Origin of the sequence: Asticcacaulis sp. AC402 (assembly GCF_000495835.1) — a bacterium.
In the GTDB taxonomy this organism is placed as follows: domain Bacteria; phylum Pseudomonadota; class Alphaproteobacteria; order Caulobacterales; family Caulobacteraceae; genus Asticcacaulis.
Genome location: NZ_AWGC01000042.1, coordinates 40,466 through 54,753, shown reverse-complemented (window position 1 = coordinate 54,753; position 14,288 = coordinate 40,466). Strand labels below are relative to the sequence as shown.

Below are 14,288 nucleotides of genomic sequence, written 5' to 3'. Positions count from 1 at the left end.
AGGCATTGAAACGTTCGGCTAGCTATAGCGCACAAAGTCTAAAAAAGAGCGTCCGAACCCACAGGTCAGGAAGATAGATGCGACGCGGCAGGGCAGGATTGTAAGGCGATTTCGCGCGATCACCTGCCGCGCCTCCCTGCAACTTTCAGCCTGCAACTCTTTGACGGAACGCTAACCAAATGACTCTCTCCCCCGTACTTCTATGTCACATCACCGCCGGCGCCGTCGGTCTGGTTTGCGGGGCGGTCGCCCTGATGATGCCCAAAGGCGGCCCCGGACATCGCGCCGCCGGCACGGCCTTCGTCATAGCCATGTTGTGCATCTCGGCCAGCGGGACCTGGATCGCCTGGCATATGCCGAACATGATGACGGTCATTGTCGGCGTTTTGACCTTTTACCTGGTCGCCACGGCCTGGGTCACGGTCAAGCGCAAGACGCCCTTTGTCGGCCTGTTCGACGTGGTCGCTGCCCTGGTCGCAGCATGGGTGGCAGTGGCCGCGCTCGTCATCGGCCTGAAGGTGGCCAACGGCCAGATGCAGGAATATGCCAAGGATTACGCGATACCCGCCGGCGTTTACTTTTTTTGGGGCGGCATGAGCTTCCTGGCGGCCAGTCTCGATGTCAGCGTCATGGTGAGGCGTGGTGCCTTTGGCCACCATCGCATAGCGCGGCATCTGTGGCGCATGTGCCTGGCACTCTACATTGCCGCGTCGTCCTTTTTTGAAGGTCAGGCCCAGGTCTTCCCCGAGGCGGTGCGCGCGACCGCACTTCTTTCCCTGCCGGCCCTGCTGGTTCTGGCCGCTATGCTGTTCTGGCTGTTTCGTGTGCTGGCCAACAAGGCGTTTGGGAAGGCAAAGGCATGAAGGCCTCGGGGTAGGCATTTATCATCCCACCCGCACGTCCTACACCCTGGCGTGGCTGCCGCAAAAACAGGACGTGCGGGTTCATGATCCGCACGCCATCAAGACCCCATCGAAGGTACCCGACGCAAGGAGCGCAAGCTACAACCTATATTCAAACATATGTTATTTCTGGCGTTTTACATATGTCGTACGTTGACCTGACGCGCGACGTTGCGATTAATCGAGCATTGTACCGTCAGGATTGAGCCGGACGTAGCGGCCCGTCCTGGCCGAGGCGTAGATCGCCTCCATTAGCCGCACGTCGCGAAGCCCCATCTGGCCAGGCGTCTTGATCTGACCACCGTCGCGGATGGCATCGGCAAAATGATCAAGCTGACCCGCGAACTGCACGTCCGGATCGCCCGGCGTGAGGTCGCGGCCGGCCTGACCGGCCTGCTCCAGCCGCATTTTTTGACCTGAATAGGAGGTGGCGGGGTCCATGGTGAGCACGCCGGTTGCGCCACGGGCGGAAACCGTATTCGCCCCCGCGGCGTCGTATGAGGTCGATAACTGCGCCACCGCGCCGGAGGGAAAGCGCAATTGGGCGCCAACATGGGCAAAGATCTGCGTGAAGCGCGCATCGCCCTCTGGCTGGTAGGTAGATGCGGTGATGAGTTCGGGCACTTCCTGGGTGAGGTAGAGTGCCGCCTGAAGTCCGTATATGCCTAAATCCTCCAGAGGGCCGCCCCCAGCCAGCGCTCTGTCTAGCCGCCAGTTCTGCGCGGGCGTGACCGGCCCCATCCGATACGAATGATCGGCGCGCAGAAGGCGCAGAGGTCCCAGCGCCTTCTGCGCCATTAACGCCATGGCGAGACGGTTGTGGGGTTCAAAATAGCTGCGATAGGCGATCATCAGCTTACGCTTGGCCCGCTCTGCGGCGGCAATCATGCGCGCGCATTCTTCGCTCGACAAGGCCATTGGTTTTTCGCACAAGACGTGCTTGCCAGCGGCGAACGCTTTTTCGGTCCACGCCGCGTGCAGGCCGCTCGGCAAGACGATGTAGACTGCCTCCACGCGCTTGTCGTCGGCGATCGCGTCGAAGCTGTCATAGGTGTAGCGCGCGTCCGGCGGGACGCCATAGGCATCACCTACTTGCTTGAGCTTTTCCGGGTTTCCGGAAACGATAGCGGCAATGTGGCTGCGCTGCGCGAGCGCAAAGCGCGGCATCATTTGGTTGAGCGCATAGCCACCCAAGCCGATGATCGCGAAGCCCACACTGTCTGCTCTACGCGGAAGCGGCGGGGTCGTCGGTAGCTGTACATTCGAGCGCATCGGTTGCCCAATGGCGCGCGGGACACTCACCCTGGGCTCAGTCGCGGCGCTGGCGCCCTGTGCCATAGCGAGCGAAGCCGCGGTCGCACTGCCCGCTTCCAGAAATGAACGGCGAGACAGGTTAGGTGTCTTCAAAGTCGCCTCCTTGAACAGTCAAGTCTCACCGGGCCTTTGTTAGCATAGCCGGCCGAACACCGGAAGCAGGGGGCGGTTGAGACACACAGCGATATGATATCAATTGTATAAATTCGAAGTGCGCCTTTCGTGCTCTGAGTTGGAAATTCTGTCTACGACCCTGCTTGCTCGACCCACGACCAACGCGAGTGGGGAGAATTTTAGAACAGGACGTGCGGGTTCATAATCCGCTTGGGGTCCAGCGCGACGCGAACCGCCCGCATGGCCGCCACCGCTACCGGGTCCTTGTACAGCAGGGCTTCACCGGTTTTCATCCGGCCCAGGCCGTGTTCGGCCGAGATGGAGCCCTCATAGGCGTGCACCAGGTCGTGGACGACCTTGGCGCCGGCATCGCGCAAGGCGTTGAATTCGCTCGCGTCCATGCCTTGCGGGGCGATGACGTTGAAGTGGACATTGCCGTCGCCGACATGACCGAACGCCACCAGCTGCGCACCCGGCAAAAAGGCCTGAACCGCCTTGTCGCCTTCGACGATATAGTCGGCCATGCGTGACAACGGCACGGAAATGTCGTGTTTCCACGCCGGCCCCTCGGCCTTTTCGGCCGCCGAATGGTCTTCGCGCAGCCGCCAGAACTCGGCTGCCTGGGTCTCGTTCTGGGCAATGACGCCGTCCAGGATCAGCTCTTCTTCGAAGGCCGCGCCCAGGACGCGTTCCATACTGGCTGCCGCGCCATCGGGGTCGCCCGACGCCACCTCGATCAGGGCGTACCAGGGATATTCCGCCTCCAGCGGTTCGCGCGTGTCCGGGATGTGTTTCAGCACCAGCGACAGGCCATACCGGCCCATCAGTTCGAACGCTTCGACCTGGCCGCCGGTTTCTTGTTTGGCGCGGGCCAGCAGGGCGATCGCCTTTTGCGCCGACTCGAAGGCGACAATAGCGGTTGCGCGCGACGTCATGATCGGGAACAGCTTCAAAGAGGCCGCGGTGATGATGCCCAGCGTGCCTTCGGCACCGATGAACAACTGCTTGAGGTCATAGCCGGTATTGTCCTTACGCAGCCGCTTCAGGCCGTGAAAGATGTCACCGTTCGGCAGCACCACCTCCAGGCCGGACACCAGGTCGCGTGTCACACCATAGCGCAGGACCGCCGTACCGCCGGCATTGGTCGATATCACCCCGCCGACGGTTGCCGTGCCTTCGGCCGCCAGCGACAGCGGGAAGTAGCGCCCGGCGCCTTCGGCGATCTGTTGCGCCTCCAGAAGGGTAATCCCGCTTTCCAGCACCATGGTGTCGTCGGTCGGCGCGACGTCGCGCACCACCTTCATGCGCTCCAGCGAAATCAGGACCTCTCCGAACGGGATCTGGCCGCCAACCAGGCCGGTATTTCCGCCCTGGGGGGTGATGGCGACGCCGGCGTCAAAACAGATTTTCACAACCGCGGCGACCTCCTGCGTGGTTTTTGGCAGGACGAGGAGGGGGGTGTGGCCTTTCCATTTGCCGCGCCACTCGGTCAGCTTGGGATCAACCCGCGCGGCATCGTCGCTCCAGCCGGCATCGCCAACCACGGCCTTGATGCGTTCCAACACCTCAGGTGCGACGACGGGCATTTCAAGCGCAGGGGCGGGCGTGGACATCGGCATGACCTTGGTGGACTATGGCGCTGCGTTAAGCGAGAGACTCAGCAAGTGCAAGCCACAAAACCTAATCGAGACGGTCAGCCCACCTTAAACCCGGAAGCCTTACACCCTGTGCCGGCAGTGGGTGTGGTCTGCCGCCGCGGCGACGAGGTATTGCTGATCCGTCGGGGGCAACCGCCGCGTCAGGGCGAATGGTCGATTCCCGGCGGGAAAGTGAGGCCTGGTGAAAACCTGTTTGATGCTGCCCTGCGCGAATTGTACGAAGAGACCGGCGTGCGCGCCACAATTACCCACCTGGTTGAAGTTTACGAAATCATCGATTCCGAATTTCACTACATTTTGATCGATTACGCGGCCGACTGGTTGTCCGGCGACCCCCGGCCCGGCGACGATGCCGAAGAAGCATGCTTCATGCCCTTGGCAGAAGCTCTGCAAACCGTTGTGCAGCCGGACCTTCGCGACGTTTTGCTCAAGGCCTTTGGTTAGGTAAGGCCCACCGCGCGAAGGCGTCTCAACGGCCACTCCGGTTACCGTCACACTGTGGCAGAACGGCAGCGAACGGCGTTTTATTTTTTCGCGCGGCGCGCGAATAGTTGCCAAGGCGTTAAAAAACAATTAATAAAAAATTAACGGCGCGTATTGGCTGGGGGTAACTCCACGAAGCTCTCGCCGCTCGCGGTAAATTCTTACCCTATCCGGCGTGAGGATCTGTCGGCAGTAAAAACGCCGAACGTGATGATTTTCGTTAGTCTTTTGAGGAGTACCCCTATGAAGAAGTTGATCATGGCCGTTGCCGCACTCGCTGCGGTTGCCGGCGCTACCCTTGTTGTCCCCGCTGCTTCTGCAAACTCGACCGTTTGCAAGAAGACGACCGGTTGCTGGCCAGTTTAGAATTGCCTGCCATACGAGCGGTATGCCTTGCGTACCGCTCGTTCTGTTTTTAACGCTGATCTTTGCGGCTTCTCATTGAATTTAAATTAATACTAAGGTCTTCGTGCTCTTCTGACTGGCAGTGAATTTTGGAGCCGGTATGGGGAGCGTCAGTACAAATTTCCGCAACCCGGGATATGCAAGTGCTCGCGCCATGCTCTTGATAGTGGCGCTTGGCTGCGTTGTGGTGCCCTCTGTAGGGGCGGGTGTTGAAAGCAAGGCATTACGTTCGCCGGATGGGTCCTACCAGGACAAGCTGCAACTCGCTTTTGATCAAATTGCCCTAACGCCCTTCATTTACAAAACTGGCGAAATTGATCGGTACGGCGAGTCCGCATTGCAACTCACTGGTAACGGCAGGCTATATGGCTTGTGGCGAGTTCTGGCGGCTCTTAGAGTGAGTGGTGACAGTCAAGCTTTCCAAGCATGGCAAAAACGTATCGCCAAGCGCGCCCTGCAAGATGGTGATAGCGGGCTCGATCTGTTCGCGAGATTTATGCACCAAGCCTATCAAAATGAATCTGAAGGTTTTGAAAAATTTACAGACCGCGACTGGGAGGTCTACCTGTCAGCGCCAGATACTGCGCTCAGGAACATCGCCGCATTGGAAAAGGTCCGTCAGGCTCAGGGCTTGGGGCACTGGGCCGAAGCCATCGACAATAGTGAAGCTCTAATCATCAGACTCGAGTCAGAAGGTCCGCCTGCAGAGGCCTTGCTGGCTTTTGCCCATAAATTCCACGCCTACAACATGATCCGGGTTGGGGACTATGATGCCTTCGCTGACCAAACCCTTGCCGCAACGCGCTCCGCAAAGAACAGCACTTTCTTTTTCCAAAAAATGGACATGGTCAACGACCTCGCTTTGATCGCTGTTCAAATAAACGAGATACCGCTGGCTACAAAGTTGCAAAAGCATCACGCCGACAACGTCAGAAAGTTTGATGTCGTCCAGTTAAAAGCTCGTGATATGGACCTTTGCGCCTGGGTAGCCGAGCGAGCGGATGATTTTCGACGCGTTATTGCATGTCTGGAAGGGAGTCCGGCAGAGAAAGGGGTCGCGGAGACACCTGATGGTGCCTATCACTTGCTTCGCCTTACTCACGCGTATGCACGGCTTGGTAAATCCGACCAGGCGCAGTTTTACTATCGGCGGCTTAAGGCGGTTCCAGCGGCTATATCTCCCATGGATCCACTTCTGGAAGCCTACCTCGATGCGCAGCTTGCAGCAGCGAAAGGCGATTACGCAAACGCGTTCAATGACATGAACACCTATGCCGACGCCTATGCCAAAACTACGGAAAGGTACCGTGTCGCTTCGGTGCAGGACATGTACAGAATTCTGCGCAAGGAGCTTGACAGCAAGACCCAGGAAAGCCGGCTATTGGTCAGGCAGGTCCAGATGCAGAACCTGCTTCTGGGCGCGGCGGGCCTAATTGCGCTTCTGCTGACGATCATGAGCGTTGGTGGTTTCTTCTGGGTCCTGCGCATGCGTCGTCTCCACCGCAACCTCAACGAAGCCCATGACCATGCTGAAGCGGCCAATGCCGCCAAGTCGCGTTTCCTGGCCGTGATGAGCCACGAACTTCGCACGCCGCTGAACGGCATGCTGGGCATGGCCCAGACCCTGACAAAGGGTGAACTGAACCCGGCACAGCGCGAACAGGTCGACATCATGGTCGATTCCGGCGAGATGCTTCTGGCCCTGTTGAATGACGTGCTCGACATGTCGCGCATCGAGGCCGGCAAGGTTGAACTGGCGCCGACGCCGGCCACCATGAAGGACATGGTCGATCGCGTGATCAATACCTACCAACCGCTGCTGGGCGCCAAGGATGTCGTTCTCAGCTACCATCTCGACGAAGGTGCCGGTCGGATCATGACGTTCGATGTCCTGCGCGTCTACCAGTGCCTGTCGAACCTCGTCTCCAACGCCATCAAGTTCACCGAACTCGGCTCTGTCCGCATCAACGTCTCGGCCACCGAAGACGAAGGCGGTTACTCGGTCCGCTGCGAAGTCAGGGATACTGGCATCGGCATGAGCCGTGCGACGCTTGACAAGCTTTTCGAGGCCTACAGCCAGGCCGATGCCTTGACCGTTCGCAAATACGGCGGCTCGGGTCTGGGCTTAAGCATCAGTCGTCGCCTGGCCGAGTTGATGGGCGGCACACTCAGTGTTACCAGCGACGAAGGCCGTGGCTCGACGTTCGTCCTGACCTTCCACGCCGGCGTTGTAACCGAAACCCCCAGGGCCGAGACGATTTCGGCGTCGCTGCTCGCTGAGGACGACGAGTCCCTGCCCGGTACGAAGATCCTGCTGGTCGACGATCACCCGGTCAACCGCAAGGTCGCCCGACTTTTCCTGGAACCATTCGGCTTTCACATTACCGAGGCCGCCGACGGTCAGGAAGCGCTGGATATCGACATGTCGCGTTTTGACCTGGTATTGATGGACCTGAACATGCCGCGCATGGGCGGGCTCGAAGCTACCCGACTGTTCCGTGCGACCGAAGCCCCTGGCCGCCATCTTCCGATCATCGCCTTGACCGCCGACGCCATGCATGACCAGATCGCCGCTTGCCACGCTGCCGGCATGGACGCCCATATCGCCAAGCCAATCGTCATGGATACCCTCATCGAGACCGTGAGCCGTCTGCTGCACCTGGCCGACGAAGACGAGGCAGACGTCGAGCGTGCTTCAGCCTAAGATTCATGCCAGTACGTGGCGCGAAAACGTTTCTTGGTACTTTCGGTTCAGGACAAGGCATTTCCCATGTCACGGCGAAGTGACGTTTCACCGATTGCGCTCTTCTGTGGCCGGGGCCATATACAAGAAGGTCCGAATCTCCGGGCCTTACGGGGGCATGTACTGTGGAAGCTTTTTCAATCTTTGGGATCTTTACGCTCGTCCTGTTCGTATTGGCGATCGTCACCGTCTTCAGCATCGTCAAAATCGTGCCGCAGGGCTATGAGTTCACGGTCGAAAGGTTCGGCCGCTACACGCGTACACTCAAGCCTGGCATCTCCTTTTTGACGCCGTTCGTCGAAGCCGTGGGCCGCCGTGTCAACATGATGGAGCGCGTCGTCGATGTCCCGCAGCAAGAGGTTATCACCAAGGACAATGTGGTCGTAAAGGTCGATGGCATCGTCTTCACCCAGGTGATGGACGCCTCCCTTGCCGCCTACCGCGTCGACAATCTCGACAATGCCATCACCCAACTGTCGATGACCAATCTGCGCACTGTCGTCGGTTCGATGGAGTTGGACGAGGTCCTGTCGCAGCGCGATTCGATCAATTCGCGCCTCCTGAATGTCATCGATCACGCTACCTCGCCCTGGGGCATGAAGGTCAATCGTATTGAAATCAAGGATCTCCGCCCGCCGCACGACATCACCGATTCGATGGCGCGCCAGATGAAAGCCGAGCGCGAACGCCGCGCCGTCATCATTGAAGCCGAGGGCGAGAAACAGGCTGCCATTACCCGGGCCGAAGGCAAGAAGCAGGCGGCGGTGCTGGAATCCGAGGGCCGCAAGGAAGCGGCCTTCCGTGACGCCGAGGCGCGCGAACGCTCCGCCGAGGCTGAGGCCCGGGCTACCGACATGGTGTCCCAGGCCATCGCCAAGGGTGATGTCAATGCCATCAACTACTTTGTCGCCCAAAAATACGTCGAGGCCTTTGGCAAGTTCGCCGATTCGCCAAACCAGAAGGTGTTAATCGTTCCCGCAGAGTTGGGTAGTCTGGCCGGCAGTATCGCTGGCGTCACCGAACTGATTAAGGCGGCCGGCAATCCTCCGGCAAAACCACCTGTTCGCGCGTAAGGGGGAAGGGGCATGGTTGACGTTTTTCTCATCCCGCCGATGGGCATGCAGGCCTTCTGGATCTGGCTGACCTTCGGCATCCTGTTGCTGGGCATTGAGGTTTTTGCCGGAACCCAGTGGCTGTTGTGGTCGGCGGCGGCGGCCGGTCTGGTGGCGGTCATCTGTCTGACATCGCTACCCTTCGGCCTGGTCACCCAGGTCATAGTCTTCGCCGTCCTCAGCGTGGCCGGGGCGTTACTGACGAAGAAGTTCCTTAAGGTGCCGGGTGAGGGGCCCGACGTGAACGATCCCCATGTCCGGATGCTGGGGAAGGAGGCCGAGGTTTTGAGCGGCTTTGCCACGGTCGCCGGCGGGGAGCGCACCGGTCGGGTGAACTTTGACGGCGTCGAATGGCCTGCTGTACTCGAAGAGGACTCCGGTGAGGTCAAACTCAAGAATAAGGATCGCGTGGTGATCGAGCGCATCCATGAGGGTCGCCTGTACGTCAGGCCGGCTGTCTAGCCTTGTCTTCCTGTCATGGGGTTTGCGCTTGCCAAATCGTGAAATCGCCGCTCCAATATGGCCATAATCACAGGGAAACGCCACCATGCCGCACGACGACCAAATTCACACGCACGCCCATATGTCTGACGCTGAATGGCAAAAGCGCTGCGATCTGGCCGCCCTGTACCGACTGGTTGCGCTGTTCGGCTGGGACGACCTGATCTTCACCCATATCTCTACGCGCGTCCCGGCCAAGGAGTCGCTGGTCAAGCAAGTGGATGGCTCCTATGGGCCATCTGAAGTCGATCACTTCCTGATTAATCCCTATGGCACCTTCTTCGACGAGATGACGGCGTCGGACCTGGTCAAGATCGACATCGACGGCAATGCCGTCGGCGACAACAAGGCGATGATCAACCCGGCCGGCTTTACCATCCACAGCGCGATCCATTCCGCCCTGGCAGACGCCCACTTTGTCCTGCACCTGCATACCGATGCCATGACCGGGGTGTCGGCGCAAAGGGAGGGCTTGTTGCCAATAAGCCAGAACGCCCTGTTGCTGCGGCCGCAGATCGCCTATCACGACTACGAAGGTGTCGCGCTGGACCTGGAGGAGCGTGGCCGGATCATTTCCGATATCGGCAGCAAACGCGTGCTTATCCTGCGCAACCATGGGACCCTGACCTGGGGTGCGACGGCTGGGGAAGCTCTTACGATCATGTATTTTCTGGAACAGGCCTGCCGCCAGCAGATCGCGGCGCTGAGCGCCGGTCGGGAGAACCTTGTTCTGGTCGGGCAGGACGTCCAGGACAAGGTGGCGCCTTTGTCGATGGGGGTGGGGTTTGTTGGCGTGCTGACCTGGCCAGGCCTGATCCGCAAGCTAAAGCGCGAAAACCCCGGGTATGATAAGTAGCTTGCGGTTTATCTGAAGCAGTGAGTCCGCGGCGAGGTTCGTCTAGATGCGACCACGAACGACACGACCGGGCACGAACTTTACGATGTGACCGGCTCCCGCCGCGAAGCGGTTTTTCGTTTCTCACCGCTTCGCGGTTCTTCCGACCTATCCTGAAGTTCGTGTTTGGTCGTGGTACAACACGTTATACTAAGCCTCATAAAGAATGACGCTCGGTATTCGCATTTTTTCAGCTCAAGCGCCGCATGGCTCCTCGCGTAAGCTCGGGCGGGCAGTCGCCCTTGCCAATCCACGATGAGTCAAGTTCATCGTGGATTGGTATTATTGCACCGACGGTGATCCACGCTCCGACGCCGCAGTTTCGGGCGTGGCCGGCGGGGTGGTTTCGATCTTCAGATAGGCGATCAGGTTACGGCGCTGGTCGGCGTCCTGGATGCCGGCGAAGGCCATCTTGGTGCCCTTCACCGTCGTCTGCGGCGATTCGACGAAGGTGTTCAGGCTCTCGAAATCCCAGACGACATTGTGGCCCGTCATGGCGTCACTATAGGTATAGCCGGCTTCGGAGCCCGCCTTGCGACCGAAGACGCCGTACAGGTGCGGGCCCGTGAGGTTCATTTTTTCGGCGGTGATGGTATGACAGGCGCGGCATTTGGCGAACTGCTTTTCGCCGTCCGCCAGATCGGCGGCACTGAACGGCGCCGGCATGGCCGCCAGAAAGGCCGCCTTTTCCTCCGCCGTATAGTCGACCGGCTGAGCCAGTTCGACCACGACGCCGTCGTCATTGTCGGCCGTGCGCTCGCATGCCCCCAGGGCCAGAACCGCCAGACCGAAAACCACCAATTGTTTCATTACCAGACCCCATGGAAGCACCAAGTTCTAGGGGAGTCTTGCGATTTTGGCGACAAGGAAATCGGTGCCAGGAGGCATTGCGGATGACAAATGTGTCGCAGGCCTGGTCGCTGTCGCGGGCGACGTCGTCGACATCGCGCAGATAATGCCATTCAACCGCACGACCGGGCGCAGAACACAGGCCACAGGCAGTCATTTCCCCGTCCGAAGAGGTGCCCGCGTCAAAAATCCTGTCACAGGAGGTCCAGCTGGAGTTTCGGCATCTCGAAATCGAGCAGGGCGCGTTTCAGCGGCAGACCGCCACCATAACCGGTCAGCGAACCGTTCTTGCCGATGACACGATGGCACGGAATGATCAGAGCGATCGGGTTCTTGCCGTTGGCGGCGCCGACCGCGCGCATGGCCTTCTCGTCGCCAGTGCGTCGCGCCAATTCCTGATAGGGGATGGTGGTTCCGAAAGGGATATCGCACAGGGCCAGCCATACGCGTTGCTGGAACGGTGTACCACGTGGCCGCAACACCAGCTCGAAATCGCGCCGCTTTCCGGCGAAAAAGGCGTGGACCTGTTCGAACACATGTGACAGCCGGCCGGGTTCCGGCACGGCTTTGGTGTCGTGCGACCATAGATTGGCCATGACGCCGTTCAGGAAGGTAAATTCGACGACAGCGCCGTCGTCATCGACGGAGGCGGCAGCCGGCCCGAAAGGCGTGTCCATCTGGTCGAAATACAACATGTCGACACTCTGGCAGGATTCGCTGCCAGATTCTGTCATCAAAGCCAGCGCTTACGCTTGAACCACAGATAAGGCACCACGGCGAACACCAACATCAGCCCGATGGCCAGGGGCTGGCCCCAACTCAGCGAGAACTCCGGCATGTTGTGGAAGTTCATGCCGAAATAGCCGACCACCAGGGAGGGCGGCAGGAAAATCAGGGCAACGACCGAAAATATCTTGGCGATCAGGTTCTGTTCGACATTGATCATGCCCAGGCTGGTTTCGAGGTGGAAGCTGATCTGGTTGTTGGCGAAGCCCGACTGTTCGGTCAGCGAACGGCAATCTTTGATCATGCGTTCGACGTCGCGGTTCAGCACCGGATTGCCATGATTATGATCGTCCTTGAAATAGGCCAGTAACCTCTGCAGACTGTGGACGCTCTCATTGATTTTGGAATTGAGATCGGCCAGGTAGCCCAGCCGTTTCAGAACGCCGCGCATCAGGATTGACGGATCGCCATGCCGGCTGTCGAAGGCCTGATCGTTGAAGATGCGCTGCGACAGGACGTCGAGTCCCTTGATGACATCCTTGTGGCGGGTGGCGACGCGGGTGATGATCTCTTCGAGCAGTCCTTCCAGCACGTCGGCGCTGGTTGGGTAGCGTTTCGGACGCAACAGCAGGTTCTCGGAGAAACTCAGAAAGGATGTCGGGTCTATTCGCCGAATGGTGATCAGAAAGTCCGGCGTCAGGATGAAGGTCACCGGACTGGTGCGCGGCGTTCCGCTGTCGACATCGCACAACATGACCGCGGTCATGTAGGAGATGCCGTCACGTGTATACATGCGGTTCAGGGCATGGTTGCGCCAGATCTCGTCCTGACGAGGCAGGGCGATGTTGAGGTTCTGCGGCAGGTTGCGTTCTTCCTCTTCGGTCGGATTGACGAGGTCGATCCAGACGGGCTCGTCGGGCACAGTGTGGGTGGCGTCGATCTGGGTTTCGGCGATCTTGCCGCTACCTCCGGCCGGAAAATGAAAGACCCTGATCATGTAAACGCCTCCCGATGGTCCTGTCACCCTAACCTGAATCCATTGATTGCCATTTAATGCTCAAGCCGCCATCTCTGGACCACTGGGGCTGGCCTTCTACTCGGGCGCGGCAATACCGGCCTTTGCCGGCGGTGCTGTTGAACTGCAATCCGCACAGCGGCTATGACGTCGTCTTTGTGCCGTTCAGCGGCGGCCTATCCGTTGGGGCAGCCCCAGACCATGCTCGACGGTTTCGTCAAGGGCGACGGCAAGGCCATGGGGCGTCCGGTCGGTGTCGCGATTGACAACGCCGGCGCCATTCTGGTCGCCGATGATGTCGGCAAAGCAGTGTGGCGGGTGCGTCCAGCATCTTGATTTGCGCCGCGGGTCTGGTTAAATCGAGGTTCGGGCAGTGGCGCTGCCGCCAAAACAATACGCTCCTTAGCCTCATGTTTATCCAAAAAGTGGTTGCCACTTTTTGGATAAACATGAGGCGTCAAACAATGCGCAAGGCTTGCGCCGTTCAAGGAGACGTAGCATGACCTCCGATCCCGCAACCGAAAATCGCGCCGGCTACAACCTTTGGGCGCAACTGTACGACGCCTGTGTCAATTCGACCGTGGCGACGGACGAACTGGTTTTTCCGCCGGTCTATCGTGACGTACGCGGCCTGGACGTGCTGGAAATCGGCTGCGGCACCGGGCGTCATACGCTTCGGCTGGCCGCCCAGGGCAATCGCGTGACCGCGCTCGACCTGTCGCCCGGCATGCTCGACGTGGCGCGCAGCAAGCTGGTGGGGTTCGATACCGTCCGTCTGTTCGAGGCCGACATTCTGCTCGGCGGCGACTGGGGACGGTTTGATGTCGTCCTGACCGCTCTGGTACTGGAACACATCGCGGATCTGGATGTCTTTTTCCACCGGGTCGCAACCGCGCTGAAACCTGGTGGCTGGTTTTACATGTCGGAGATCCATCCCGACCGCATAGCTGGGGGAACACAGGCGAATTTTACTGCGACTGACGGCCAGCATGTTCGCCTGACCAGCTTTGCTCACAGGGAGCCTGATATCCAGACAACGGCTGGCGCGGCGGGACTTAGGCTGCGCCGGCACCACGACATTGTGTGCGGTGAAGAGCTCGTCAGGCTCAATCCCGACTGGGCGCGGCACTTGGGACGCAAAATGATCCGTATCTGGGAGTTCGAAAGCGCCTGAAGCCCTATGTCGGCCGGTAGTTATTGTCCTGGGTGTCACCGTTCTCACGTTCTTCGACACCGTCGACATAGACACGAACTTCGATCGTGCCGTCGCCGAGATCAGCGTCTTCGACCTTGTTGACGACGCAAGGGCCACCAAACCGTTCCCGCAGTTCCGCGTCGTGAATGCGGTGTTCCGGTATAGGCGGTGCGGAAAAGGTAAAGCCTTCAGACGCATAGACCTCCTCACCGGTGTTGTTATCGATCAGGCGATAAAGATATTTGGACATGGTTGTCTCCTTCGACTCATTGATGCCTTCAAAGTGCGTAAAATGTCCATATTTGGCGGGCGGGGGAAGCGCCAAATGTTTGCCCGGTCCAGGCGCGCGGGCATCCGGCTTTTGTGCCGGGCGCTT

The 14,288-nt window shown here is 59.4% G+C and carries 15 protein-coding genes; 9 read left to right on the top strand and 6 right to left on the bottom strand.

Features of this window, described 5'->3' with window-relative positions; translation table 11 throughout:
• Positions 1-179: 179 nt before the first annotated feature.
• Positions 180-863 carry a hypothetical protein gene (locus tag ABAC402_RS37650; RefSeq protein ID WP_155847485.1) on the top strand — a complete coding sequence of 228 codons (684 nt, stop codon included), beginning with the start codon at positions 180-182 and terminating at the stop codon, positions 861-863.
• Between the two features lie 216 nt (positions 864-1,079).
• Here the strand turns inward: ABAC402_RS37650 and ABAC402_RS37645 are convergent, their stop codons facing one another.
• Both ABAC402_RS37645 and ABAC402_RS37640 read right to left on the bottom strand, forming a co-directional pair.
• Entirely contained in the window at positions 1,080-2,117 is a 1,038-nt protein-coding gene (locus ABAC402_RS37645; RefSeq protein WP_023451100.1) for a Gfo/Idh/MocA family protein, read from the bottom strand.
• Between the two features lie 392 nt (positions 2,118-2,509).
• Positions 2,510-3,943 carry an FAD-binding oxidoreductase gene (locus ABAC402_RS37640; protein ID WP_031236054.1) on the bottom strand — a complete coding sequence of 478 codons (1,434 nt, stop codon included), beginning with the start codon at positions 3,941-3,943 and terminating at the stop codon, positions 2,510-2,512.
• A 51-nt stretch (positions 3,944-3,994) separates the two neighbouring features.
• On the opposite strand from ABAC402_RS37640, the gene ABAC402_RS37635 reads away from it, so the two are divergent.
• The 6 genes from ABAC402_RS37635 to ABAC402_RS37615 all read left to right on the top strand — a co-directional run bounded on the left by ABAC402_RS37635 (position 3,995) and on the right by ABAC402_RS37615 (position 10,088).
• Positions 3,995-4,432: an NUDIX hydrolase gene (locus ABAC402_RS37635; protein ID WP_052025377.1), complete on the top strand. Its 438-nt coding sequence runs from the start codon at positions 3,995-3,997 to the stop codon at positions 4,430-4,432.
• A 282-nt stretch (positions 4,433-4,714) separates the two neighbouring features.
• Positions 4,715-4,837, top strand: a complete 123-nt coding sequence (locus ABAC402_RS41165) for a hypothetical protein (protein WP_255346318.1) — start codon at positions 4,715-4,717, stop codon at positions 4,835-4,837.
• 1,222 nt (positions 4,838-6,059) lie between these two features.
• Positions 6,060-7,580, top strand: a complete 1,521-nt coding sequence (locus tag ABAC402_RS41020; RefSeq protein ID WP_235080083.1) for an ATP-binding protein — start codon at positions 6,060-6,062, stop codon at positions 7,578-7,580.
• Between the two features lie 179 nt (positions 7,581-7,759).
• Positions 7,760-8,692 carry an SPFH domain-containing protein gene (locus ABAC402_RS37625; protein ID WP_031236050.1) on the top strand — a complete coding sequence of 311 codons (933 nt, stop codon included), beginning with the start codon at positions 7,760-7,762 and terminating at the stop codon, positions 8,690-8,692.
• A gap of 12 nt (positions 8,693-8,704) precedes the next feature.
• Positions 8,705-9,193 (top strand): NfeD family protein, encoded by a 489-nt coding sequence (locus ABAC402_RS37620; protein WP_023451095.1) that lies wholly within the window; start codon positions 8,705-8,707, stop codon positions 9,191-9,193.
• Between the two features lie 85 nt (positions 9,194-9,278).
• A complete protein-coding gene (locus ABAC402_RS37615) occupies positions 9,279-10,088 on the top strand; it encodes a class II aldolase/adducin family protein (RefSeq protein WP_023451094.1) in 810 nt (269 codons plus the stop codon).
• A gap of 321 nt (positions 10,089-10,409) precedes the next feature.
• Here the strand turns inward: ABAC402_RS37615 and ABAC402_RS37610 are convergent, their stop codons facing one another.
• The 3 genes from ABAC402_RS37610 to ABAC402_RS37600 all read right to left on the bottom strand — a co-directional run bounded on the left by ABAC402_RS37610 (position 10,410) and on the right by ABAC402_RS37600 (position 12,699).
• Positions 10,410-10,937 carry a cytochrome c family protein gene (locus tag ABAC402_RS37610; protein WP_235080070.1) on the bottom strand — a complete coding sequence of 176 codons (528 nt, stop codon included), beginning with the start codon at positions 10,935-10,937 and terminating at the stop codon, positions 10,410-10,412.
• A gap of 233 nt (positions 10,938-11,170) precedes the next feature.
• A complete protein-coding gene (locus tag ABAC402_RS37605; protein WP_023451092.1) occupies positions 11,171-11,710 on the bottom strand; it encodes a methylated-DNA--[protein]-cysteine S-methyltransferase in 540 nt (179 codons plus the stop codon).
• On the bottom strand, positions 11,710-12,699 hold the full coding sequence (locus ABAC402_RS37600) for a magnesium transporter CorA family protein (protein WP_023451091.1): 990 nt from the start codon (positions 12,697-12,699) through the stop codon (positions 11,710-11,712). The genes ABAC402_RS37605 and ABAC402_RS37600 overlap by 1 nt, the downstream gene beginning before the upstream one ends.
• Before the next feature lie 162 nt (positions 12,700-12,861).
• Here ABAC402_RS37600 and ABAC402_RS37595 point away from each other — a divergent pair, with 162 nt between their 5' ends.
• The gene (locus tag ABAC402_RS37595) at positions 12,862-13,053 is read left to right on the top strand and encodes a hypothetical protein (protein WP_023451090.1); all 192 of its coding nucleotides are present in this window, start codon (positions 12,862-12,864) and stop codon (positions 13,051-13,053) included.
• A gap of 163 nt (positions 13,054-13,216) precedes the next feature.
• The gene (locus ABAC402_RS37590; protein ID WP_023451089.1) at positions 13,217-13,891 is read left to right on the top strand and encodes a class I SAM-dependent methyltransferase; all 675 of its coding nucleotides are present in this window, start codon (positions 13,217-13,219) and stop codon (positions 13,889-13,891) included.
• Between the two features lie 4 nt (positions 13,892-13,895).
• On the opposite strand, the gene ABAC402_RS0120940 is transcribed toward ABAC402_RS37590, so the two are convergent.
• A complete protein-coding gene (locus tag ABAC402_RS0120940) occupies positions 13,896-14,162 on the bottom strand; it encodes a hypothetical protein (RefSeq protein WP_031236045.1) in 267 nt (88 codons plus the stop codon).
• Positions 14,163-14,288 lie beyond the last annotated feature (126 nt).

Excerpts from the sequence above, each read along its gene's own strand:
- ABAC402_RS37650 (WP_155847485.1), top strand. The coding sequence starts at position 180 with ATGACTCTCTCCCCCGTACTTCTATGTCACATCACCGCCGGCGCCGTC.
- ABAC402_RS37640 (WP_031236054.1), bottom strand. The coding sequence starts at position 3,943 with ATGTCCACGCCCGCCCCTGCGCTTGAAATGCCCGTCGTCGCACCTGAG.
- ABAC402_RS41165 (WP_255346318.1), top strand. The coding sequence starts at position 4,715 with ATGAAGAAGTTGATCATGGCCGTTGCCGCACTCGCTGCGGTTGCCGGC.
- ABAC402_RS41020 (WP_235080083.1), top strand. The coding sequence starts at position 6,060 with ATGGATCCACTTCTGGAAGCCTACCTCGATGCGCAGCTTGCAGCAGCG.
- ABAC402_RS37620 (WP_023451095.1), top strand. The coding sequence starts at position 8,705 with ATGGTTGACGTTTTTCTCATCCCGCCGATGGGCATGCAGGCCTTCTGG.
- ABAC402_RS37615 (WP_023451094.1), top strand. The coding sequence starts at position 9,279 with ATGCCGCACGACGACCAAATTCACACGCACGCCCATATGTCTGACGCT.
- ABAC402_RS37610 (WP_235080070.1), bottom strand. The coding sequence starts at position 10,937 with ATGAAACAATTGGTGGTTTTCGGTCTGGCGGTTCTGGCCCTGGGGGCA.
- ABAC402_RS37605 (WP_023451092.1), bottom strand. The coding sequence starts at position 11,710 with ATGACAGAATCTGGCAGCGAATCCTGCCAGAGTGTCGACATGTTGTAT.
- ABAC402_RS37600 (WP_023451091.1), bottom strand. The coding sequence starts at position 12,699 with ATGATCAGGGTCTTTCATTTTCCGGCCGGAGGTAGCGGCAAGATCGCC.
- ABAC402_RS37595 (WP_023451090.1), top strand. The coding sequence starts at position 12,862 with ATGACGTCGTCTTTGTGCCGTTCAGCGGCGGCCTATCCGTTGGGGCAG.
- ABAC402_RS37590 (WP_023451089.1), top strand. The coding sequence starts at position 13,217 with ATGACCTCCGATCCCGCAACCGAAAATCGCGCCGGCTACAACCTTTGG.
- ABAC402_RS0120940 (WP_031236045.1), bottom strand. The coding sequence starts at position 14,162 with ATGTCCAAATATCTTTATCGCCTGATCGATAACAACACCGGTGAGGAG.